The following is a 17,496-nucleotide window of genomic DNA, read 5'->3' on the forward strand; positions in this document are numbered from 1 at the left end:
CCGTGGAAGTAATCACTTCGTTGCGGCTCGACCGCAGCCATGCGCCGCGGTCGCGGTCGCATCAGCTGCGCTCTGTGCCCTGCTCATCTTTCCCCCGCCCCTGCAGCACTTTGCGTTCGGCGTCTCTCAGTTGCTCTTTCGAGTAGCTTTCGAGCAGCTTCGATCGCAGCCGCTGCCTCTGCGAACGCATCCTCACGATGGTCAAGGCCAATCTGGTTAGAGATATCGATTTCATGTTGTAGTGACCGGATCTCCGCTTGCAGCACTTCGATCATCACAGCTCGGATGCCGGCCATCAGGAAGTGAGGAACGGTCTTCCGCCTTTTCTGGCGGATGAGCCGCAGCGTTTTGACCGATACGGCGAGCTTGTTCGCAAAACTCATACGAACATCTCCCTCTGAGAGACCCGTTTGCCGCGACCTAATAGTCTCGGCGATTTCAAGCATTCTGCTTGCACTGGGAATGTCTCTTGCAAATGCGGTCACGTTGGCTTGCCCGAAAAGGGCCTCCTCAAGTTCTTTCCTGGTCGGCGTCCTCGTCCATGGTGATGGACATGAGCGAAGACGAAGATCCGTACACACACGACACTTGGACGCCTCTAGGAACAGTGGCGGCCGGGTTAGTTTCAAAGCTCCGCGGTCAAATGCAGCCGAATTGCCGCGCGGAACCGCACGAGGAAAACAGCAATACAAAAGTTGTTGATGCAGCTTTCGAGCAACGTTCGAAGGACGGTTTTCACCGAGTATCCAAATACCGGAAAACCGCAGGGCCGGGCACGTGACTCCTGACGCAACTTGTAGAAGGGTCGGTTCCGTTGAAAGGAACGCGCTTCATGCGTTTGGGAATCAGGATGAACGAACCACAAGAAGACAAAGCGGGGCCGCCTCTGGTCGAGGCATACCCCGTGGAAGACAAGTATGTAGACGGAATCGGCCGGGTCGAAGTAACCGGGCACAATGTGAGATTTGTTTTTTACACTGGCAGGCCGAAGGACGGCGGCGAATACGATCGCGAGATCGCGACGCGTGTCGTGATGCCAATGGAGCAAGTCATGCCGCTGCTCACAATGATCGTGTCGACGCCGCGGATCTTCGGATCGCTCGACGCGAGCCAGATTTTCAAGGCCGTCTCGGTCTTCGGTTTGATACACTAGGGTCATGCCGCGGCCTCCGGCTGCGGCGCACCCAATTTCGTTGCCCGGCCGAAATAGACACAGGGGCCTGTCTGCTGACTCTTCACCGGACGCCCCTCTTCCGCTTCGCCGGATTGGTGCCCGCCGTCAGTTGCTCAAGCGAAATTCCTGCGGCCTCGCTGATCTTCGCCCCGGTCTGGATCGGCAATCGCCAAAACGGCCTCTTGCCGCTCAAGATGTTGGACAGATATGGCTCACCAATGCCTACCTTGCGGGCAAATTCCGCGCGCGTTCCCGCGGCGTCGATTTTTGCTGCAAGCTCTTCCAAGGCATCCATGAGCGATTGGCCCCATTCCGTTGGCCAATCTTTTCCATTGGAAAAGCAAAAAGTCAATCAAGAATCTTTTCTGATGGAAAATGGACATGATTGCGCCAAGCGAAAACTATGAGCGCATGCCAGCGACCACCCGTCCTCAGTATAAGAAACTTCATCTTGGCGAATGGCTTGCGCGCCTTAACGTCAAGCAGGCCGATTTGGCGCGCGATGTCGGGGTTACCGAGTCGTACATCTCGAATTTGATCTCCGGAAAGAAGGTCAATCCGTCGATTAGCCTGCTGCTGGAGATCTCGGACCGGCTCAAATTGTCGGTGAACGATCTTTACAAGCAGCCCCCGAGCATTTCGGCGCTCGATGACTTGAAGGACTTTTCGCCTGCTGTTGTGCAACAATTGCTCGATCAGCGAAGCCGCAAATGATCGGTTCGCGCGTAGCTCAGGAAAGATTTGAAATTATATATCTGTGTCTGAGTCTGAGGCGTGACATGTCACGCTGAACCGCGTGAGTCACGCTTGTCACGCGTGACACCCCCAAGCTAGCTCAATTCAGCCGCCGCGATTCCCGTCGTGGCGACTTTTTTTGTGCTCGACCGGTCCCGCCCGCTCCTGCGATCCTTACAAATTTCCTAGGTAGTTCGACGCTTTTCCATTGGAAACGATTTTCCTTGACGGAAAACTTTTCTGATGGAAAAGTACACCTATCGGCAATTTCATCGTCGATGGGGAACACAATGGGACGCACTACCGATCGAATGTTCTATTTCGTGCTGGCCGACTACGGGAACCGTGGTCATGCGTTTGTCGAAACCGATGTCGCGCGCAACTCGCTGCGACAGGTCATCGTGGACATCGCCACCGGCGAGATCGCCGCGCCGCCGCTCCAGATCCTCGAATGCAATCCGGTCGAGCACGTCTGTAACGACGTGACGCAGGATATTGCGCGCGAGGTTCACGCCCGCCTTGCGGATGGTGGCGAGGGATGCCCAGCGCGTCTTCGCGACTTCCTTGACGAGAACCTGATCGCCGGCGCCGCCGACTACCTGGACCGCGCCGCGGGCACGTTCGATGCCGCCGCGGCCAGCTCGGACGGTCGGCGTAAGCGCCTTGTGACCGATCTGGCAACGCGGGTTCGCCAGGCTGCGGAGTAGTGGCGGCGTGCTGATGCATTTCGCCGCCGCTCACACCTCGATCATTTCGGCCTGCTTCGTCACCATCGGTTTCGTCGTGCTCACGGCCGTCGCTTCGATCGTCTTTGCAAGGGGACCAAACTGATGCCGGCAGGTTTTCGCGTCATTGAGCAGGTTGCAAGCCTGCTTTCCGAGACGGAAGCCCGTCTCGTGTCGGAAATCGCGCCCGCGGTCGGCAAGACACCGCGGGCCATACGCTACGCGCTCGCCGCGCTGATGGGTGCCGATCGCGCCCGTCGTCACGGGGACACGTACTATGCGTGCCAGGACATTAGAGTCGACGTTATCGACGTCGCTACCGGGAACACGCTCTCGTCAACCGTGCTGCTGCGCGAATGCTTCCCGGGCGATTTCATCGCCTACGGCATCGCCCGCAGAGCCCTTGCACACAAGCTGATGATCACCGTCGGCGGGGGTGTTTCCCCCCTGCTCGAGATCAGGCGCACGACGCAAGCGGAGGCGGCGTGATGCTCCGCATTGAAGCTTTCGCGAACGCTGTCGCTCGCTACACGGCCACCATCCTGATCATCGTCTTTCTGATCATCGGCGAATTGAGAGTCGGCGTCTGGCCCACCACGCCGTCGCCTCAAGAGTGCATCGCCATCCTTCTCGACCGTTAACCGGAGATTCTCCGATGTCCAAACGTGAACACGATCCGTTTATTTTTCTTTCGTCACGCGTTGCGAGCGCAGGCGCCGACATGATCGAGCGTATCGGCGAGATCAAGACTCACATGGCATTGGGCTCCTCTGCGTCCATGATGGCCTATCCCATGGAGCAATTGCGTCAGGCGATCGGCGAAGCCGCAGCGGCTCTCGCCAATTACGAACGCGTGACTGCCGCCGGTCGCGAGCGATTGACTGCGGAAGAATTTCACAATGCGGCGCGCGTTGCGGAAGGAGCCTGACTTATGCCAGCCCCGAAGAAAGGCCCCGCCCCCGACGCGCGCCGCGACCTGGCGAAGGAATTGGCCGCAGCCGACGCGCTTAAGCTTCAGCTTGCCGAACTTTGCGGTGAGGGCGAAACCGACACGGTCCTTCTCAAAGACATGATCGAAGGCTCGACCAACCTGATTGAAACGGTCGACGCCATGCTGATGCAGATCATGATCGACGGCGCGAACCTCACCGGCCTAGACAAGGCTAAGTCGACCATGGATGCGCGCAAGAAGCGCCTCGAGGATCGCGTCGACACGATGCGGACCATGCTCGCGAGCGCGCTGGAAATCCTTGAGGAGAGGCGTTTCGAGCGTCCGGTCGCGACCATCACCTTGAAGCCGACGCCGCGGAAGGTGCTCATCACCGAGGAGTCAGAGATCCCGGAACGGTTCTGGAAGCGGCCGGATCCTGTCCTGTCCAAAAAGGATTTGGCCGACGAACTGAAGGCGCACGAGCAAACCCTTCAAGGCAAGCTCGATGAGATCAGAGCCGCCGTCGAGGCCGGCGTGATCAGCGCCGAGCAAGCCGAAGAACAGCGCGAACGCGTGCGTGCTGCCTTTCCGAACATTCCTGGCGCCGAGCTCGATGGCGGCGGCACCACTGTTCAAATCAAATTTTCATAGGAGTTTGTCGTGGGTGCACTCGCTCTTTCATCATCTGCATCTGATGCCGCCGTCCGCACTTTGGTGAATTCGGCCCGCGGCTGGTGGCTGGACAAGAATCTCGTCAAGCTTGCCCGGCGTACCGCCTTCAAGGAAACCAACGAAGACGAATTCGACCAGGCAGTTGCCTTCTGCCGGGAAAAGAACTTGTCGCCAATGAGCGGCCAGCTTTACGCGTTCGTCTTCAATAAAGACGATGCGAAGAAGCGCAACATGGTGATCGTCACGTCGATCATGGGTTATCGCGCGATCGCGAACCGATCCGGCGATTATATGCCCGGACCAACGAAGGCGTTTTTTGATCCTGGCGCCAAAAACAGCCTCATCAATCCGCGCGGTCTTGTCCGGGCCGAAGGCGGCGCCGATCGCTTCATTCACGGCGGTTGGAAGAACGTAACCGAGGAGGCCCTTTGGGAGTCCTTCGCGCCGATCATCAAGTCCGGCTCGGATGACGACGCCTATGAATGGGTCGACACCGGTGAAGTCTGGGCGGACAGCGGCAAGCCGAAGAAGAAGCGCCGGCTGCGCCAAGGCGCGGAAGTGCAAGAAATCCTCGATCCGAAAAAGGAAGGATGGCATCGGATGCCCGATGTCATGTTGAAGAAGTGCGCCGAAGCGGCGGCGCTCCGGCGCGGCTGGCCAGAAGATCTGTCTGGGCTCTACGTCGAGGAGGAAGTCCACCGGTCGCAGGTCATTGATGCCGACTACGTCGACCTGACGCCCTCCGAAATGGTCGCGAAAGCGGAGACAGATGCCCGCATAGAGAAGATCGGCGGCCCGTCCATCTTCGCCGCGTTCGATGCCGCCGGTACCCTCGAGCGCGTGGAAATCGGCAAGTTCTTCGATCGGGTCGATGCCCACACGCGCAATCTGAAGCCCGAAGACGTCGCGTCATTCGCGGTGCGCAACCGCGAAGCCCTGCGCGAATTTTGGGGGCGCGCCAAGAATGACGCCCTCACGCTGAAAACCATCCTTGAAACGCGCTCCAGCGCCGCCACGCCCGCGTCCCAAGCTAACGGGCATGATGGCGCTGCGGGGACGGCCGCCCCGCGATCAGAGTCACAGACCGACTCGGGTCCTGACACCGGGGCGGCCGATCCCAGCCTTTCCAGCGACGCAGCCGCAAAACTGAAATCGGCGCTGCTGGCCGATGTCGCACAGCTGCGCACGCGATCGGATTTCGACAGCTGGGAACGTGATGCAAAGGCGCACCTAGAGAAGCTTCCGGAGCAGATGCGCTCCGAGGTCCAAGCCGAGCTCGACCACCGACGCGCGGACATCCGGTGAAAGCGCTTGTCCTGCGGCATTCGTTCGCAAACCCGATGTGGTGGGGCTTTCACCGCTTCCTGTGGTGGGAACATGAGCGCCGCGGGCGGAGGCATTGAAAAATGAGCAGCACCCACACCATCATAGCCGAGATCGAAGTCCGGTTTTCGTTTCCCGGACTGGCCGACGGCGAGTATGAAACCGATTATCCCGTCATCGAGATTGAATATTCCTTTCTCCGCGGCAGCCCGGCGACCAGGCCGAGCTTTTCCAGTCCCGGCGAGCCAGCTGATCCGGATGAGATCGACCTGATCAGCGCGCGCCTCATCAATGGCGGGAGCATCGATCCGACAGAGGACCTTGTCCAGACCTGGGCACGTGAATGGCTCCATGGCGACGGCTATTTCGAGGCATGCGCGCACGCCAAGCGCGGCCCTGATCCGGACGATCTTCTCCAGCAGCGCCGGGACGACGCCGACTTTCACGCTCAGTCATTTTACGGGGATGATTTCTGACATGACCGCCAATCCGCGCGTAAGCGACGACGACAAAGACTCGATCACCGTTTCGCTCGACGGCGTCGAGCTTCGCGGCTGGACCTATGACAATGACGAGATGCACCGGCAAAAGATGGCGCAAGCCCGGGAATACGTCGAGGGATGGTGCAACGGGCGCGACTACGTTGCTCGACCCGTTCAGAGCCGGCCTCCGCAACAACTCGACCCCAGCCCAATAACCGAGGACTGGCTCAAATCGGCCGGCTTCAAATGGCATCAGCTCGAGCGCCAGCCCGATAAGCATTGGCTCCTGTGGCTCGGTGATGCCAGCCGCGAGCGCCATTCGTTTACGAGCTTTGAAGACATCGGCATCGAACTGGCGCCATGCTGGTGGAAGAACAGCAAGAGCGACGATGCCGGTGACGTCGGCAAGTGGTTTTGCTGGTTTCGCTCCGATGCTTCCGGGCGCTATTGCCGCTTCATCCATATTCGCCACCTGAGAACGGTGGGCGATCTTGTCCGCCTGGTCGAGGCGATCACCGGCCACCAATGGGACCCGGCCAATAACCTCTATGGCTCCACGCGGAAGCCAGAGGATGCGGAGCTCATCCGCCAGGAGGATCAGCGCCTCGATCGACGGTTCATGCGGGAAAGTTCGCACAAATGGGCGGATGTCGAGAAAGACGATACGCGCGGCCGCGCCCTGCCCGAGCAAATGACGGCAGCGATCAAGGGAGGCGGCGCGAAATGACCTGGTCGCCGCAGCAAGAACAGGCCCTGATTGCCGTCCGGAAATGGTTCATTGATCCGACTTCACCGCAGATATTCCGCCTGTTCGGCTACGCGGGAACCAGCAAAACCACCATTTCGCGCGAGGTCGCCGACCTCATCGAGGACGATGGCGACGGCAAGGTGCTCTATGGCGCCTTCACGGGTAAGGCCGCGCTTGTCATGCGGCAGAAAGGCTGCCGGAAGGCGTCGACTATCCATAGCCTTATTTATGAACTCGACGATGACGGCACGGACATTCCGAAATTCATTCTGAATGAGGAGAGCGCCGTTAAGGACGCGAAGCTCGTCATCGTCGACGAATGCTCGATGGTCGGCGCCGAGCTGGCGCATGACCTGTTGAGCTTCGGCACAAAGATCCTGGTGCTCGGCGATCCCGCGCAGCTGCCGCCCGTCCAAGATGCGGGCTTCTTCACGAACCACAAGCCCGATTTCATGCTGACCGAGGTGCACCGGCAGGCGCAGGACAACCCAATTGTTCGGCTGTCGATGGATATCCGCGAGGGCAAGCGGCTGGAATATGGAGACTTCGGGCAGTGCAAGGTCATTCCGAAGGGCAGTCTAGATCCGCAAGTCGCTCTGAACGCTGACATGATCCTGGTCGGCAAGAACGACACCCGGCACAAATGCAACCGCCGGCACCGCGAATTGAAGAAGATCGCCAGCCCGACGCCGATCAAGGGCGAGCGCCTGGTGTGTCTGAAGAATGACCGCGCAAGGAGCCTGTTCAACGGCGGCACCTGGACGGTCGAAAAGGTGCGCAAGAAGAACGGCGCGGCTGTGCGAATGGTGGTCGGGCCCGAAGATGCCGGCGACGTGCGCCGGTCGACCGAGATCAAGGTCCACCCCTATTTCTTTGAGGGTCGCGAAAGTGAACTCACATGGGATGAGATCAAGAAATTCCAGCAATTCACGTTTGGGTACGCGCTGACGGTCCACAAGTCGCAGGGATCGCAGTGGGACAATGTTGTCCTGATCGATGAAAGCGCGGTGTTCCGCGAAGATCGCCAGCGGCATCTGTATACGGCCGTCACCAGGGCAGCGAAGACGCTGACGGTGGTTGCATGAGACCGGCCGGCCGCCGGGAGCGCCGCCGATGACGCGCCCGCTTGTGAAGGACGTTCGCAAGGATATCCCGCTCCGCGTAAAGCTCGCGGTCGCGCTCCGGATGCTCGGCTTCGTCAAAGGCCAGCGCGTCGATTTCGACCACGATCCCGCGCTCGGCTTGCGGGACTGGGACGAACAAAAACGGGACTTCATTCCACCCCAGCTAGATCCGGACTTTATCGTCATCCGGACGAAGCCGGATCACGGCCTCAAGACGAACGGCAACGGCGCAACCAGCTACGGCAGCGACAAGCATACGATCGCGAAAATCAGACGCGTGAGCGCCGAGGCCGAGGCCTTCCGGCTGCGCATGCTGGCGAAGAAAGACCCCGACATCGATGCGCCCCCGCGGGAGCGGTCGAGAATCCCATCCCGAGGGTTTTCCCGCGATCACCGCCCGCTCAGAAGCCGCAGCACGTTCCAAAACCGTAAGGACCAATTCGATGCAGAATAGAATTGCCGTGTTTATCGACGGCGCCAACCTATATTCGACCACGCGCGCGCTCGCCTTCGATATCGATTACAAGCGGCTTCTTTCCGACCTTGCAGGCCGCGGCAATCTGGTGCGCGTGCTCTACTACACGGCAACCCTTGAAGAACAGGAATTCAACACCGTTCGGCCGTTGATCGATTGGCTCGATTACAACGGCTATTCGGTAGTGACCAAGCCGGCGAAAGAATTCACCGACGCGGCCGGCCGCCGCAAGATCAAAGGCAACATGGACGTTGAGCTTGCGGTTGACGCCATGGAGCTCGCCGAGCACGTTGACCAGATCATCCTGTTTTCCGGCGATGGCGACTTCCGGTCGCTCGTCGAAGCGGTCCAGCGGCGCGGAGTGCGCGTCACGGTAGTATCGACCATAAAGACGCAGCCGGCGATGATTGCGGACGAGCTGCGCCGGCAGGCGGATGTCTTCACCGACCTGGTCGAGCTTAAATCGACGATCGGTCGCGATCCGGCGGAGCGCGCGGCGCGGGGTGCCGCATGATCGACCGGCAGGCCGGCCAGATCATCTGGCAGTGCGACAGCTGCGAGGACGTCCTCGAGACGGGGACGCCCGATTTCGACGATGCGCGCGCGATCATGCAGCGCAAGCAATGGAAGGCGCAGAAGATCGGACGGGATTGGATTCACGCCTGCCCGGAATGCGAGATCGACCGATGAGCAGCAGTGACCCGACTTCAAATAAGACCGCTAAGTCTAAGTCGGATCACGGACTTTTCGTCTCGGATCGGGAACTGCATCAGCTCATCAGCCCACACATGGGCTGGGACCGGTTTCGGGCAAAGCTCCGCGTGGCAGAACTCCAGGGTTTCCCGAAATTCAGCGAGTTTTGGGGCGGAAGATATTGGCCGAAAGTCTGCGCTTGGCTGGACAAAGACAACCGGCTCAATGACCATGCCACCGCTCCCTTAGCAGAAGACGGCCCGGAGAACTTCGATGCCCCCCCGCGGCGACTACCCCGGTCTCAAGCGAAACAAAACCGGCAAGCCCTATTGGATAGCGCGTCAGGTGACTCGAAACCCGCTCGGCTTTCCGGATCTGTGCATTCCATTGCCCGAGGACGCTGAAGAAGTGCAGCTCGCCGAAATCTGTCAGCAACATACTGCAAGGCTTCAAGCCTGGATCGAAACGGTCAGCAAGGAAGAACCGTCGCTGACACGGACGCGATATGACGGCACGATGCGGACGGCCTGCCAGATATACCAAGAGCATCCGCTCTCTACGTTCAATAGTGTCAAGCACAACACACGCCGCGGCTATCTGGCTGACCTTACTGTCATCGTCGAAAGCGTCGGTCAGCGCCTGATCCGGAACGTCACCGTGCTGGACGTAAAAAACTGGTACCAGCAATGGCGAAAGGGTGTGGTCTACGTCGACGAGGCAGGCAACCAGACGATCGGACCGGAGCGGGTCGCTCGCGCTCACAATGCAGTGGCGATGGTGCGGATGGTTCTTCGCTTTATGGCGGCACTTCGTCATCCCGACTGCAAATTGCTCGCCGAGGAGCTTGCGAACGTGCAATTCGAGCGCGAAGGCGCGAGAGAACAAGAACTCACCTACCAGCACGTGCGCGCCTTCATTCGAACCGCCTTCGATCTCGCCGAAAAAGGCGTCATGCCGCAAGATCGCGCGCTCTACATGGCTATTGGCACTGCATCGCAATTCGAATTGATGCTTCGTCAGAAGGACATCATTGGCGACTGGGCGCCGCGCAACGCCACCGCGCGATTCCCGGCGGGGATCTCCATCGTCCATCTCGATGATGAGACCTGGTCTGGTTTTTTCACCTGGGAAAGTGTTCCCGGCTGGCGCTGGCGCACCCGAACCTCAAAATCGAAGTATCGGTCGCCGGCCGAATTCGACCTCACACTCTATGACCTGCTTTTCCCATTGCTCGAAATGGTCCCGATGGATCAGCGTCACGGCGCGATCGTGAAGGGCGAACATGGGTTGCCGATTCGGTACCGGTCCTATGCCAAGTGGTGGAGACAGATTGCGACAGCCGCCGGTATACCTGTCGAGGTCCAAAGCATGGATGCGCGCGCCGGCGGCGCAACCGAGGCGGAGGAAGCTGGAGCCAATCTCGAGGGCATCCAGGCCAACCTTACTCATACCAAGAAGGAAATGTCGCTGCGCTACATCCGCCGACGGACAAAGAAGATTGCCGCCGTCGCAGAGGTTCGCAAGCTCGCGCGCGGCGCTGGCGAAGGCGACGGAACGGCGTAAGAACCGAACGTCAGAACACCGTCAGAACACAAGCTGAAAACCTAAAGGAACTCAAATGCTTAACTGGTCGGGGCAGCTGGATTCGAACCAACGACCTGCAGTACCCAAAACTGCCGCGCTACCAGGCTGCGCTATACCCCGATGCCTTGATGGCCCGACGTCCTACACGCTCCCGGCGTCCGCAGCAAGGCGATACGGACCGGCGGGTTCGGCAGGGGCCGCCGGCTGCGGCTCAACCTGAAGGAGACGGTATCAGCAGTTCACAACTGCGTCATTTCGCACCATGCCCGCAGGATCAGTGCGAGGACAGCGCGGGCGATCCCGTCTCCGGATGGATCTCCGCCGCCATCATGCCCTTGGAGCCCGGCCCATAGCGGACGAGTACATACTGACCGGGACGCAACTCGGTCATCCCGAAGCGGCGCAGCGTTTCCATATGAACGAAGATGTCCGGGGTACCTTCGCCGCAAGTGACGAAGCCGAAACCGCGCAACCGGTTGAACCATTTCACCTGCGCACGCTCCAGCCCGCTGGTCGGCGTGACCGTGACATGCGTTCGCGGTGGCAGCATCTGTGCTGGATGGATCGCGGTCGACTCGTCCATCGAGACGATGCGGAAGGCCTGATAGCCCTTGGCGCGCTGCACACACTCGCAGACCAGCCGAGCCCCCTCATACGCCGTCTGATAGCCGTCGCGCCTAAGCACCGTGACGTGCAACAGCACGTCCGGCCATCCATTGTCGGGAACGATGAACCCGTATCCCTTCGACGCGTCGAACCATTTGATCACGCCGCTAATTTCGACAAGATTCTCGCCGAGACCTGACAACGCATCGATCGCCGAATCGCGTGTGGTACCGCCTGGAAACTCTCCCCCGAGCCGGCTTGGTGCTGATCCACCAGGCACCGGTACCCCGAGCTTCTTGGACTCAAATCCGTCCGACCCCATAACCCCGGACCTCACATATGATTGTGAGCCGCCACCCCTGCAACGGCGCCCCCATGACGCGCGCTCATCACCACTACTCACGATGATTCACGCGAATCTCTCGAATCAAAAGATAACATTCCCTTGCCTCGCGCATAGATAAAAATCGGAGTGGTTAGAACCTATGAACAGCCTTGCGCAGGCGCGAATCAGTTTCGGTTCAGTTGCGGACGAAGGGCGACAGGGTTTCTCCGATGTCGTGACGAATGACGAGATCGGCAACGTCGTCTTGTTCGGTAGGTTCCCGATTGATGATCACAAGCTTCGCACCTGCGTTCTTGGCCATCAACGGAAAGCCGGCAGCGGGCCACACCACGAGCGAGGAGCCGATCGCGAGCAACAGATCGCAATGCTGCGCGAGCTCGGTGGCGCGCTGCATCGCCTCCTCCGGCATCGCTTCGCCGAACGAGACGGTCGCCGTCTTCACCGGATCGCCACAGGCTGGACAATCCGGCGCGGCCTTTCCGGCCTCGAAATGCTGTTTGACCCAAGCCAGGTCATATTCTTGCCGACATCCGATGCATCGCGCATAAGTTGTATTGCCGTGCAGCTCGACAACGTGATCGGCGGCAAAGCCGGAGGCCTGGTGCAGATTGTCGATGTTCTGGGTGATGAGCGCGGGAATCTTGCCGGCCCGGTAGAGCGAGGCAAGCGCGCGGTGGCCGCGCCCCGGCTTGGCTTGCGCGAACACCGCCTCCATGGCGAAACGACGCCGCCAGGCCTCGTCACGGGCATCCTGGCTCATCACGAACTCATCGAACGGAATCGGTCGGTTGCGGGTCCATAGCCCGCCCGGCGAGCGGAAGTCTGGAATGCCACATTCCGTCGAGATTCCCGCCCCGGTAAAGGGCACGATAACGCTGGCAGCCGCGATCATGTCGCCGAGCACGGCGACACCGCTCTGGAGATCCGTTGCAATCATGGACGGCATTCCAAACGACAAAGGCCGTAGCAATCATAGCACGGCCCCACACGTTGCAGCCTTCCCGCCGACCGCGGTCTGCGGAGCCCTGTCATGCAGCTTCGGGGACGGAGCCCTGAGCCTCATCGCGAGCGAGAAGTGACGAGCCTCACAAGAATCGACCCTGCCCTTTCCTTCATCAACGGCGCGGCCAGCTCTCGAAGCCGAAATCCGGTTGCGAGCTCGGCGTGAAATACGGTGCATTTCCGGCGCTCGCACCCGCCCCCGGTGGGCGAAATCAGTGAGCAACATTTCAGTGCGCGGACCGTGTCCGCACTCGTGCCCCAATCACGACCGCTCATCCGCGCATGCGATTCGCGGATTTGGAGATGACCCATGACAAAAAATGAAAAGCACGAGCGCCTTGTGCGGGAGCGCGAGGAGATCACGGCGCGGGTCGCCAGGTTCAAGGCGACGCAGGAGCGATTCGCCCGTGAGCGCGAGCAATATGCGACCGTGACCTGGGCGAAAGCCGGGAAGAACGAGCGCGCAGAATAGCGTGGGGCGGCAGCCAGTCCCAAATGCAGAAGGCCCGGAAGCTGCGCTTCCGGGCCTTGCCGTTACCAGTGGTGGCGCCAATAGTGATGGCGGTAGTAGTAGGGGCCGCCGCCGTAATAGGCGTACGGACCGGGGCCATAAGCGTAGCGCGGCCCATAGTCGTAGCCATAGTCCGGCCCATAATAGTGCGGATGCGATGCCGCGATCGCGCCGGCTGTCAGCGCGCCGGCCGCAAGACCGAATGCCAAGCCCGGCCCGATGCCATGGGCTTCAGCCGGTGCCGACGTGGCAAGCGGCGTCGCGGCCACGGCGCCGACGGTCGCCAAGACTGCAAGTGTTTTCCTCATGTACATGTCCTCCACTTGAACCCGCGCCATCAACGCGAACGCCCTGCTTTTGGTTGCGGGAACTGCGCGAACTGCCGCGGCGGAACGAGCGGGCCATTCGATCGTTCTGGTTGGATGCGAGGTGCCCAAATGCCGTCATGGTTGGAACTGGTGTTGAATATCATCGGCTATGGAGGCTTCGTCGTGATCGCCTCCCGGCATTGGCCGCAAGGCGCCGATGGCGCCTCAGAGGAAGTTCGCCGGGACGAAGGATGATCGGGCGGACCTTCGACGCGCCGCGTGCAACCCGTCTGACCGCGCTGACCGCGCGGTTGCTCACCGTGCTTCGCTCCCCAGGCTGTCCACCGACTTATCCGCAGCAAATCCACAGCCGCCCGATGACTCGAATCTTCCGTCCGACCCGGAGCTTGCTGCGCAAAATACCATAGCTTATCCCCAATACGCGCCAGGCCAACCTCGATCACCCCCGATGTTCCGGCGCGACTCGGCTCCTTGGGAAGCCACCTCAGCCAACATGGCGCGAAAGGTCGCGGGTGCTCCCGCTCTCCCGCTTGGCGAAATTCCTTTGAACCTTTTGCCGGGCATGGGGACTTACGGATGCTGGGGATTTCAGGGCCCAGTCTTCGAGGCAGCGTCACGCGGCGAGCATATTCCGCCGTTGTGGCGCTGCTGTCGTTTTCGCCACCCGCAGCACGGCTTGGCGTGCTCGATGCGCCGTGACGGCTCGCGACATCGGTCCATTCTAATTTCCCGATCCGTCCGAACACAGCAGCAAGCCGGCGCGCGTTCACTACGACCCGGCAAAAAGTAAAAGGCCCCCTTTGCAGGAGGCCTCTCACGGAGCGGATTTGACGTTTGCGACCTTCCTGCCGGAAGATCGAGATGCGAACGCCAGATCCGAAGCTCCGCCCGCATCAGCAAGATCGCTCGACCCGTTGGACGCCAACATCCGCCAATGGAATGCGAATGTTGGCGCCGGACCGTCGATCTCAGGCCACCGCGTCCTTGGCAGCCTTGACGGGGCGCGCCCGCACGATCTTGCGTGCCGGCTTGGCCTTGAACATCATCTCCTCGCCGGTGAAGGGATTGGTGCCCTTCCGCGCCTTCGTGGCGGGCTTCTTGATCACCACGAACTTCGCAAAGCCGGGGACCAGGAACACTCCGGTCTTCTTCAGCTCCTTGTGGCCGACATCGGTGAGCGTCTCCATGACGTTCTTGACGTCGCGCTTGGACAGCTCAGTCGTGGTCGCAATCTTCTCGATCAACTGCGACTTGGAAAGTTGGGTAGCCATCGTATCTCCTTTGAGTGGTACCGACGAAAGATTTAGACGACTGCGCGGCTCTCGCACGCATTTCAGCGCGGATCGGTCGGGGCTTTCTGGCTGCATTGCGCAGCCGGGACTTTCAGTCGTCTGGTGGTATGACCCCGCGTTCTTTCGGGAATCTCCTGGTTTTTAAGGGCCCCGAAGCACCCACAGCGCCGCCAAAATTCCAACGGCGCGCGCAGAAGTCAAGGATGGATGCTCACATATCGCGCCCTGTGTTTCATTTTTCCCTATGTTTTAAGGCATTTTCGGCTGTTGCGCGTGATTTCAGCGACACTTTCCTCACGCAATTGCGGCGAAATGACCTGGAACGGACGCTGCCGGCACCACGGCCGATGCGCGAATCACTGCCAAAATAGGCCTTTGCGACACATGGACGCGTGCCGCGGCGGCGCGAGATCCGGCCCCGTCCAAGCTCGCGACGGCGGCTTCCAGCCGGTACTTCTAGCCCGTAAGGAGATTCGTCCGGCCGTGTTGCAGCTGCACGCGAACGTCCGGCACCGCGGCCAAATCTGACGCGGGACAGATGAACAAATCCGCGCGAGCCTATTTAAAGCCCAGTCGGACCCACTGCCTGACATTACCTTTTGCTGCTATGGACGGCGCGGCCGACAGTCCCCGTCGAGCACCAGCTTTCGTCAAGGAGACAAGAACAATGCGCTATCTCCACACCATGCTGCGCGTGCGCAATCTCGATGTCGCGCTCAAATTCTATTCCGATGCGCTCGGGCTGAAGGAGGTCCGGCGGATCGAGAACGACAAGGGCCGCTTCACGCTGGTCTTCCTGTGCGCGCCGGAAGATGAACATCTGCTGAAGAGCCTGCCGCCGACGCGCGGTGCGCCGCTGGTCGAGCTCACTTACAATTGGGATGAAGAGACCTATGGCGAGGACCGCTTCTTCGGCCACCTCGCCTACGAGGTCGACGACATCTACGCCACCTGCCAGCAGCTGATGAAGCTCGGTATCACCATCAACCGTCCGCCCCGCGACGGCAACATGGCGTTCGTCCGCTCGCCGGATCTGCATTCAATCGAGCTGTTGCAGAAGGGCGAGCCGAAGCCGCCGCAGGAGCCGTGGCTGTCGATGCCGAACACCGGCCACTGGTAGTTCGCCCGAGAACCTCCTTGAAGCCGGAACATCACCGCCGCCACTGCGTTGTCCCTCCGATTGAATGGAGAGGAATGCGAGGAGGCGGACATGGGCCGAGGACTTCTGTTGTGGCTGTTGGGCGTGCCGATTCCGGTGATCATTCTGTTGTGGCTCTTCTTCGGCCACTGATCCCGATATCGATACGTGCCGCGAAAAGCCCCGCCCCGCCGGCGGGGCTTTTTGCATGTGCAGCACGCACCGGCTATTCAAGGCTTCAACAACGCTGAAGCAGGAGAGCCACGTGTCAAACGCGAACCGGCTGACGATCTGGGGCCGCCCTAATTCGGTGAACGTGCAGAAGGTGCTGTGGTGCGCAGCCGAGCTCGGCGTGGATTATGACCGCATTGATGCCGGCATGCAGTTCGGCCGCAACGGTGACACCGACTATCTCGCGATGAACCCGAACGGGCGGATTCCCACCTTGGTCGACGGCGATTTCGTATTGTGGGAATCAAATGCGATCATGCGCTACCTTTGCCTGGCCTATGGCTCTGAGACGCCGATCTACCCCAAGGAGCCGCGACAGCGCGCCGGCGTCGAGCAATGGCTCGACTGGACGCTCTCGACGGTGCAGCCGATCGAGCGGCCTCTGTTCTGGGGTTTGATCCGCACGCCGCCCGAAGCGCGCGACATGGTCGCCTTGCAGAGATGCGCAGACGAAGCCGGAGCGCTATGGCGGATCCTCGATGCGCATCTCGCGACCCGGCGCTACATCGAGGCCGAGACCTTCACCCTTGCCGATATCGCGCTCGGCGCCTTCGCGCGGCGCTGGTTTGGCGTCGAGGGCGTCGAGAAGCCCGACCTGCCGCACCTGGCGCGCTGGTACCAGACCCTCGCCGGCAGGCCGGCCTTCATCCGCTACGTCGCACCGCCACTTTCGTAGAGTGCGTCACGCCGCAGTCGCGATCATCAGCGGCGGAGTGAACTCCCCGCCTCGACGCTCACGGCACCTCCGACCTTCACGCAGGTATCGGTTCCCGGAACACGCGCGAAGCTTGGGCCATAGGCGGCACACGGATTGGCCCTCGTGCGGGTGCGTGGAGCCGGCTTTGCAATGGTCGTGTTCGCCGTCGGATTGTCGGGCCTGAGCAGAGATGGCCCGGGCGATTGCGCAAGTGCCGCCGTCGCCCATGACAGGCAGAGCACCGCGCCGAGGAAGAACAGCTTGGACATGCGCGACGTCTTAGTCGCATCGGCGGCTATTCGCCAGCCCACTCCTGACGTTCAGCCGATGAACTTGACCCCGGCCGAGGTTCCACGCCGCCACACCACCTGGCAAAGCCGACCGGTGCGCGCGTCGCGCGCGAATGCCAGCCGGATCGTGGCAGGCAAGGCAACCGCGTCATCGAGCGTAATCCTGGCGCCGGCGCTCGAGATGTTTTGCACCAGGCAGTGGCGCACGGCGAAGCCGCCGTCCAGCGTGACCCACGCCGGTTGCTTCATCGATTTCCGCGCTTCGCGTTTCTTGGGCGCAGGCATTCTTTTGGGAGCAGGCATTTCGCATCGATCTCCTTCGCGCGATCCCTATCGCAGGAGCTCCTAAGATCGAGTTGATATCACTCAGGAAAGGTCGTTAAGCCAG

The 17,496-nt window shown here is 60.6% G+C and carries 27 protein-coding genes and 1 tRNA gene; 19 read left to right on the top strand and 9 right to left on the bottom strand.

All coding sequences use genetic code 11. The annotated features are described in order from the left end of the window. Window positions 1–83: 83 nt before the first annotated feature. On the bottom strand, window positions 84–383 hold the full coding sequence (locus tag BRAS3843_RS08095) for a hypothetical protein (protein WP_008968327.1): 300 nt from the start codon (window positions 381–383) through the stop codon (window positions 84–86). Window positions 384–553: 170 nt separating this feature from the next. On the opposite strand from BRAS3843_RS08095, the gene BRAS3843_RS40610 reads away from it, so the two are divergent. Next, the gene (locus tag BRAS3843_RS40610) at window positions 554–781 is read left to right on the top strand and encodes a hypothetical protein (protein WP_139024773.1); all 228 of its coding nucleotides are present in this window, start codon (window positions 554–556) and stop codon (window positions 779–781) included. A 69-nt stretch (window positions 782–850) separates the two neighbouring features. Further along, the gene (locus tag BRAS3843_RS08100; RefSeq protein WP_008968329.1) at window positions 851–1,153 is read left to right on the top strand and encodes a hypothetical protein; all 303 of its coding nucleotides are present in this window, start codon (window positions 851–853) and stop codon (window positions 1,151–1,153) included. An 82-nt stretch (window positions 1,154–1,235) separates the two neighbouring features. Here the strand turns inward: BRAS3843_RS08100 and BRAS3843_RS08105 are convergent, their stop codons facing one another. After that, window positions 1,236–1,469, bottom strand: coding sequence for a helix-turn-helix transcriptional regulator (locus BRAS3843_RS08105; RefSeq protein WP_008968331.1), 234 nt, complete (start codon window positions 1,467–1,469; stop codon window positions 1,236–1,238). An 86-nt stretch (window positions 1,470–1,555) separates the two neighbouring features. On the opposite strand from BRAS3843_RS08105, the gene BRAS3843_RS08110 reads away from it, so the two are divergent. The 14 genes from BRAS3843_RS08110 to BRAS3843_RS08170 all read left to right on the top strand — a co-directional run bounded on the left by BRAS3843_RS08110 (window position 1,556) and on the right by BRAS3843_RS08170 (window position 10,645). Further along, entirely contained in the window at window positions 1,556–1,888 is a 333-nt protein-coding gene (locus BRAS3843_RS08110) for a helix-turn-helix transcriptional regulator (protein WP_008968332.1), read from the top strand. Between the two features lie 332 nt (window positions 1,889–2,220). Beyond that, the gene (locus BRAS3843_RS08115) at window positions 2,221–2,616 is read left to right on the top strand and encodes a hypothetical protein (protein WP_035981113.1); all 396 of its coding nucleotides are present in this window, start codon (window positions 2,221–2,223) and stop codon (window positions 2,614–2,616) included. A gap of 123 nt (window positions 2,617–2,739) precedes the next feature. Next, the gene (locus BRAS3843_RS08120) at window positions 2,740–3,123 is read left to right on the top strand and encodes a hypothetical protein (RefSeq protein ID WP_008968335.1); all 384 of its coding nucleotides are present in this window, start codon (window positions 2,740–2,742) and stop codon (window positions 3,121–3,123) included. After that, window positions 3,123–3,275 carry a hypothetical protein gene (locus BRAS3843_RS41385; protein ID WP_008968336.1) on the top strand — a complete coding sequence of 51 codons (153 nt, stop codon included), beginning with the start codon at window positions 3,123–3,125 and terminating at the stop codon, window positions 3,273–3,275. The genes BRAS3843_RS08120 and BRAS3843_RS41385 overlap by 1 nt, the downstream gene beginning before the upstream one ends. Before the next feature lie 14 nt (window positions 3,276–3,289). Then, complete coding sequence (locus BRAS3843_RS08125; RefSeq protein WP_008968337.1) at window positions 3,290–3,562, top strand: hypothetical protein; 273 nt, start codon at window positions 3,290–3,292, stop codon at window positions 3,560–3,562. A gap of 3 nt (window positions 3,563–3,565) precedes the next feature. Next, the gene (locus BRAS3843_RS08130) at window positions 3,566–4,216 is read left to right on the top strand and encodes a siphovirus Gp157 family protein (protein ID WP_008968338.1); all 651 of its coding nucleotides are present in this window, start codon (window positions 3,566–3,568) and stop codon (window positions 4,214–4,216) included. Between the two features lie 9 nt (window positions 4,217–4,225). Further along, window positions 4,226–5,542 carry a phage recombination protein Bet gene (gene bet / locus BRAS3843_RS08135; protein WP_083841341.1) on the top strand — a complete coding sequence of 439 codons (1,317 nt, stop codon included), beginning with the start codon at window positions 4,226–4,228 and terminating at the stop codon, window positions 5,540–5,542. Between the two features lie 101 nt (window positions 5,543–5,643). Beyond that, on the top strand, window positions 5,644–6,036 hold the full coding sequence (locus tag BRAS3843_RS08140) for a hypothetical protein (RefSeq protein ID WP_008968340.1): 393 nt from the start codon (window positions 5,644–5,646) through the stop codon (window positions 6,034–6,036). Window position 6,037: 1 nt separating this feature from the next. Further along, window positions 6,038–6,769, top strand: coding sequence for a hypothetical protein (locus BRAS3843_RS08145; protein ID WP_008968341.1), 732 nt, complete (start codon window positions 6,038–6,040; stop codon window positions 6,767–6,769). Continuing rightward, window positions 6,766–7,875 carry an AAA family ATPase gene (locus BRAS3843_RS08150; protein ID WP_008968342.1) on the top strand — a complete coding sequence of 370 codons (1,110 nt, stop codon included), beginning with the start codon at window positions 6,766–6,768 and terminating at the stop codon, window positions 7,873–7,875. Before BRAS3843_RS08145 ends, BRAS3843_RS08150 begins: the two co-directional genes overlap by 4 nt. 28 nt (window positions 7,876–7,903) lie before the next feature. After that, on the top strand, window positions 7,904–8,368 hold the full coding sequence (locus BRAS3843_RS38830) for a hypothetical protein (protein WP_008968343.1): 465 nt from the start codon (window positions 7,904–7,906) through the stop codon (window positions 8,366–8,368). Beyond that, window positions 8,358–8,903 carry an NYN domain-containing protein gene (locus tag BRAS3843_RS08160; protein WP_035981115.1) on the top strand — a complete coding sequence of 182 codons (546 nt, stop codon included), beginning with the start codon at window positions 8,358–8,360 and terminating at the stop codon, window positions 8,901–8,903. Before BRAS3843_RS38830 ends, BRAS3843_RS08160 begins: the two co-directional genes overlap by 11 nt. Beyond that, window positions 8,900–9,079, top strand: coding sequence for a hypothetical protein (locus tag BRAS3843_RS08165; RefSeq protein WP_008968345.1), 180 nt, complete (start codon window positions 8,900–8,902; stop codon window positions 9,077–9,079). The genes BRAS3843_RS08160 and BRAS3843_RS08165 overlap by 4 nt, the downstream gene beginning before the upstream one ends. A gap of 276 nt (window positions 9,080–9,355) precedes the next feature. Further along, window positions 9,356–10,645 (top strand): putative Phage integrase, encoded by a 1,290-nt coding sequence (locus tag BRAS3843_RS08170; protein ID WP_008968346.1) that lies wholly within the window; start codon window positions 9,356–9,358, stop codon window positions 10,643–10,645. Window positions 10,646–10,709: 64 nt separating this feature from the next. Here BRAS3843_RS08170 and BRAS3843_RS08175 read toward each other — a convergent pair. From BRAS3843_RS08175 to BRAS3843_RS08185, 3 genes are all read right to left on the bottom strand, one after another. Continuing rightward, window positions 10,710–10,786 (bottom strand) — tRNA-Pro (locus BRAS3843_RS08175). Between the two features lie 154 nt (window positions 10,787–10,940). Then, window positions 10,941–11,594: a cold-shock protein gene (locus BRAS3843_RS08180; protein ID WP_008968347.1), complete on the bottom strand. Its 654-nt coding sequence runs from the start codon at window positions 11,592–11,594 to the stop codon at window positions 10,941–10,943. A gap of 199 nt (window positions 11,595–11,793) precedes the next feature. Next, window positions 11,794–12,555 (bottom strand): Sir2 family NAD-dependent protein deacetylase, encoded by a 762-nt coding sequence (locus BRAS3843_RS08185; protein ID WP_008968348.1) that lies wholly within the window; start codon window positions 12,553–12,555, stop codon window positions 11,794–11,796. A 375-nt stretch (window positions 12,556–12,930) separates the two neighbouring features. Here BRAS3843_RS08185 and BRAS3843_RS41390 point away from each other — a divergent pair, with 375 nt between their 5' ends. Next, a complete protein-coding gene (locus tag BRAS3843_RS41390; protein ID WP_175361094.1) occupies window positions 12,931–13,092 on the top strand; it encodes a hypothetical protein in 162 nt (53 codons plus the stop codon). Window positions 13,093–13,154: 62 nt separating this feature from the next. On the opposite strand, the gene BRAS3843_RS08190 is transcribed toward BRAS3843_RS41390, so the two are convergent. Continuing rightward, window positions 13,155–13,439, bottom strand: coding sequence for a hypothetical protein (locus BRAS3843_RS08190; RefSeq protein WP_008968349.1), 285 nt, complete (start codon window positions 13,437–13,439; stop codon window positions 13,155–13,157). A 989-nt stretch (window positions 13,440–14,428) separates the two neighbouring features. After that, window positions 14,429–14,731 (bottom strand): HU family DNA-binding protein, encoded by a 303-nt coding sequence (locus tag BRAS3843_RS08195; protein ID WP_008968350.1) that lies wholly within the window; start codon window positions 14,729–14,731, stop codon window positions 14,429–14,431. 688 nt (window positions 14,732–15,419) lie between these two features. Here BRAS3843_RS08195 and BRAS3843_RS08200 point away from each other — a divergent pair. After that, window positions 15,420–15,872, top strand: a complete 453-nt coding sequence (locus tag BRAS3843_RS08200) for a VOC family protein (protein WP_008968352.1) — start codon at window positions 15,420–15,422, stop codon at window positions 15,870–15,872. A 283-nt stretch (window positions 15,873–16,155) separates the two neighbouring features. Continuing rightward, window positions 16,156–16,797 (top strand): glutathione S-transferase family protein, encoded by a 642-nt coding sequence (locus BRAS3843_RS08205; RefSeq protein ID WP_008968353.1) that lies wholly within the window; start codon window positions 16,156–16,158, stop codon window positions 16,795–16,797. Between the two features lie 26 nt (window positions 16,798–16,823). Here BRAS3843_RS08205 and BRAS3843_RS39480 read toward each other — a convergent pair whose 3' ends face one another. Both BRAS3843_RS39480 and BRAS3843_RS08210 read right to left on the bottom strand, forming a co-directional pair. Next, window positions 16,824–17,087 carry a porin gene (locus BRAS3843_RS39480; RefSeq protein WP_008968354.1) on the bottom strand — a complete coding sequence of 88 codons (264 nt, stop codon included), beginning with the start codon at window positions 17,085–17,087 and terminating at the stop codon, window positions 16,824–16,826. A 51-nt stretch (window positions 17,088–17,138) separates the two neighbouring features. Then, entirely contained in the window at window positions 17,139–17,393 is a 255-nt protein-coding gene (locus BRAS3843_RS08210; protein WP_035981116.1) for a PilZ domain-containing protein, read from the bottom strand. Window positions 17,394–17,496 lie beyond the last annotated feature (103 nt).

The organism is Bradyrhizobium sp. STM 3843 (assembly GCF_000239815.1).
GTDB lineage: Bacteria > Pseudomonadota > Alphaproteobacteria > Rhizobiales > Xanthobacteraceae > Bradyrhizobium.

Bases quoted from the DNA above. Each gene is read 5' to 3' on its own strand.
- BRAS3843_RS08095 (WP_008968327.1), bottom strand. From the start codon at position 383: ATGAGTTTTGCGAACAAGCTCGCCGTATCGGTCAAAACGCTGCGGCTC.
- BRAS3843_RS40610 (WP_139024773.1), top strand. From the start codon at position 554: ATGAGCGAAGACGAAGATCCGTACACACACGACACTTGGACGCCTCTA.
- BRAS3843_RS08100 (WP_008968329.1), top strand. From the start codon at position 851: ATGAACGAACCACAAGAAGACAAAGCGGGGCCGCCTCTGGTCGAGGCA.
- BRAS3843_RS08105 (WP_008968331.1), bottom strand. From the start codon at position 1,469: ATGGATGCCTTGGAAGAGCTTGCAGCAAAAATCGACGCCGCGGGAACG.
- BRAS3843_RS08110 (WP_008968332.1), top strand. From the start codon at position 1,556: ATGATTGCGCCAAGCGAAAACTATGAGCGCATGCCAGCGACCACCCGT.
- BRAS3843_RS08115 (WP_035981113.1), top strand. From the start codon at position 2,221: ATGTTCTATTTCGTGCTGGCCGACTACGGGAACCGTGGTCATGCGTTT.
- BRAS3843_RS08120 (WP_008968335.1), top strand. From the start codon at position 2,740: ATGCCGGCAGGTTTTCGCGTCATTGAGCAGGTTGCAAGCCTGCTTTCC.
- BRAS3843_RS41385 (WP_008968336.1), top strand. From the start codon at position 3,123: ATGCTCCGCATTGAAGCTTTCGCGAACGCTGTCGCTCGCTACACGGCC.
- BRAS3843_RS08125 (WP_008968337.1), top strand. From the start codon at position 3,290: ATGTCCAAACGTGAACACGATCCGTTTATTTTTCTTTCGTCACGCGTT.
- BRAS3843_RS08130 (WP_008968338.1), top strand. From the start codon at position 3,566: ATGCCAGCCCCGAAGAAAGGCCCCGCCCCCGACGCGCGCCGCGACCTG.
- BRAS3843_RS08140 (WP_008968340.1), top strand. From the start codon at position 5,644: ATGAGCAGCACCCACACCATCATAGCCGAGATCGAAGTCCGGTTTTCG.
- BRAS3843_RS08145 (WP_008968341.1), top strand. From the start codon at position 6,038: ATGACCGCCAATCCGCGCGTAAGCGACGACGACAAAGACTCGATCACC.
- BRAS3843_RS08150 (WP_008968342.1), top strand. From the start codon at position 6,766: ATGACCTGGTCGCCGCAGCAAGAACAGGCCCTGATTGCCGTCCGGAAA.
- BRAS3843_RS38830 (WP_008968343.1), top strand. From the start codon at position 7,904: ATGACGCGCCCGCTTGTGAAGGACGTTCGCAAGGATATCCCGCTCCGC.
- BRAS3843_RS08160 (WP_035981115.1), top strand. From the start codon at position 8,358: ATGCAGAATAGAATTGCCGTGTTTATCGACGGCGCCAACCTATATTCG.
- BRAS3843_RS08165 (WP_008968345.1), top strand. From the start codon at position 8,900: ATGATCGACCGGCAGGCCGGCCAGATCATCTGGCAGTGCGACAGCTGC.
- BRAS3843_RS08170 (WP_008968346.1), top strand. From the start codon at position 9,356: ATGCCCCCCCGCGGCGACTACCCCGGTCTCAAGCGAAACAAAACCGGC.
- BRAS3843_RS08180 (WP_008968347.1), bottom strand. From the start codon at position 11,594: ATGGGGTCGGACGGATTTGAGTCCAAGAAGCTCGGGGTACCGGTGCCT.
- BRAS3843_RS08185 (WP_008968348.1), bottom strand. From the start codon at position 12,555: ATGATTGCAACGGATCTCCAGAGCGGTGTCGCCGTGCTCGGCGACATG.
- BRAS3843_RS41390 (WP_175361094.1), top strand. From the start codon at position 12,931: ATGACAAAAAATGAAAAGCACGAGCGCCTTGTGCGGGAGCGCGAGGAG.
- BRAS3843_RS08190 (WP_008968349.1), bottom strand. From the start codon at position 13,439: ATGAGGAAAACACTTGCAGTCTTGGCGACCGTCGGCGCCGTGGCCGCG.
- BRAS3843_RS08195 (WP_008968350.1), bottom strand. From the start codon at position 14,731: ATGGCTACCCAACTTTCCAAGTCGCAGTTGATCGAGAAGATTGCGACC.
- BRAS3843_RS08200 (WP_008968352.1), top strand. From the start codon at position 15,420: ATGCGCTATCTCCACACCATGCTGCGCGTGCGCAATCTCGATGTCGCG.
- BRAS3843_RS39480 (WP_008968354.1), bottom strand. From the start codon at position 17,087: ATGTCCAAGCTGTTCTTCCTCGGCGCGGTGCTCTGCCTGTCATGGGCG.
- BRAS3843_RS08210 (WP_035981116.1), bottom strand. From the start codon at position 17,393: ATGCCTGCGCCCAAGAAACGCGAAGCGCGGAAATCGATGAAGCAACCG.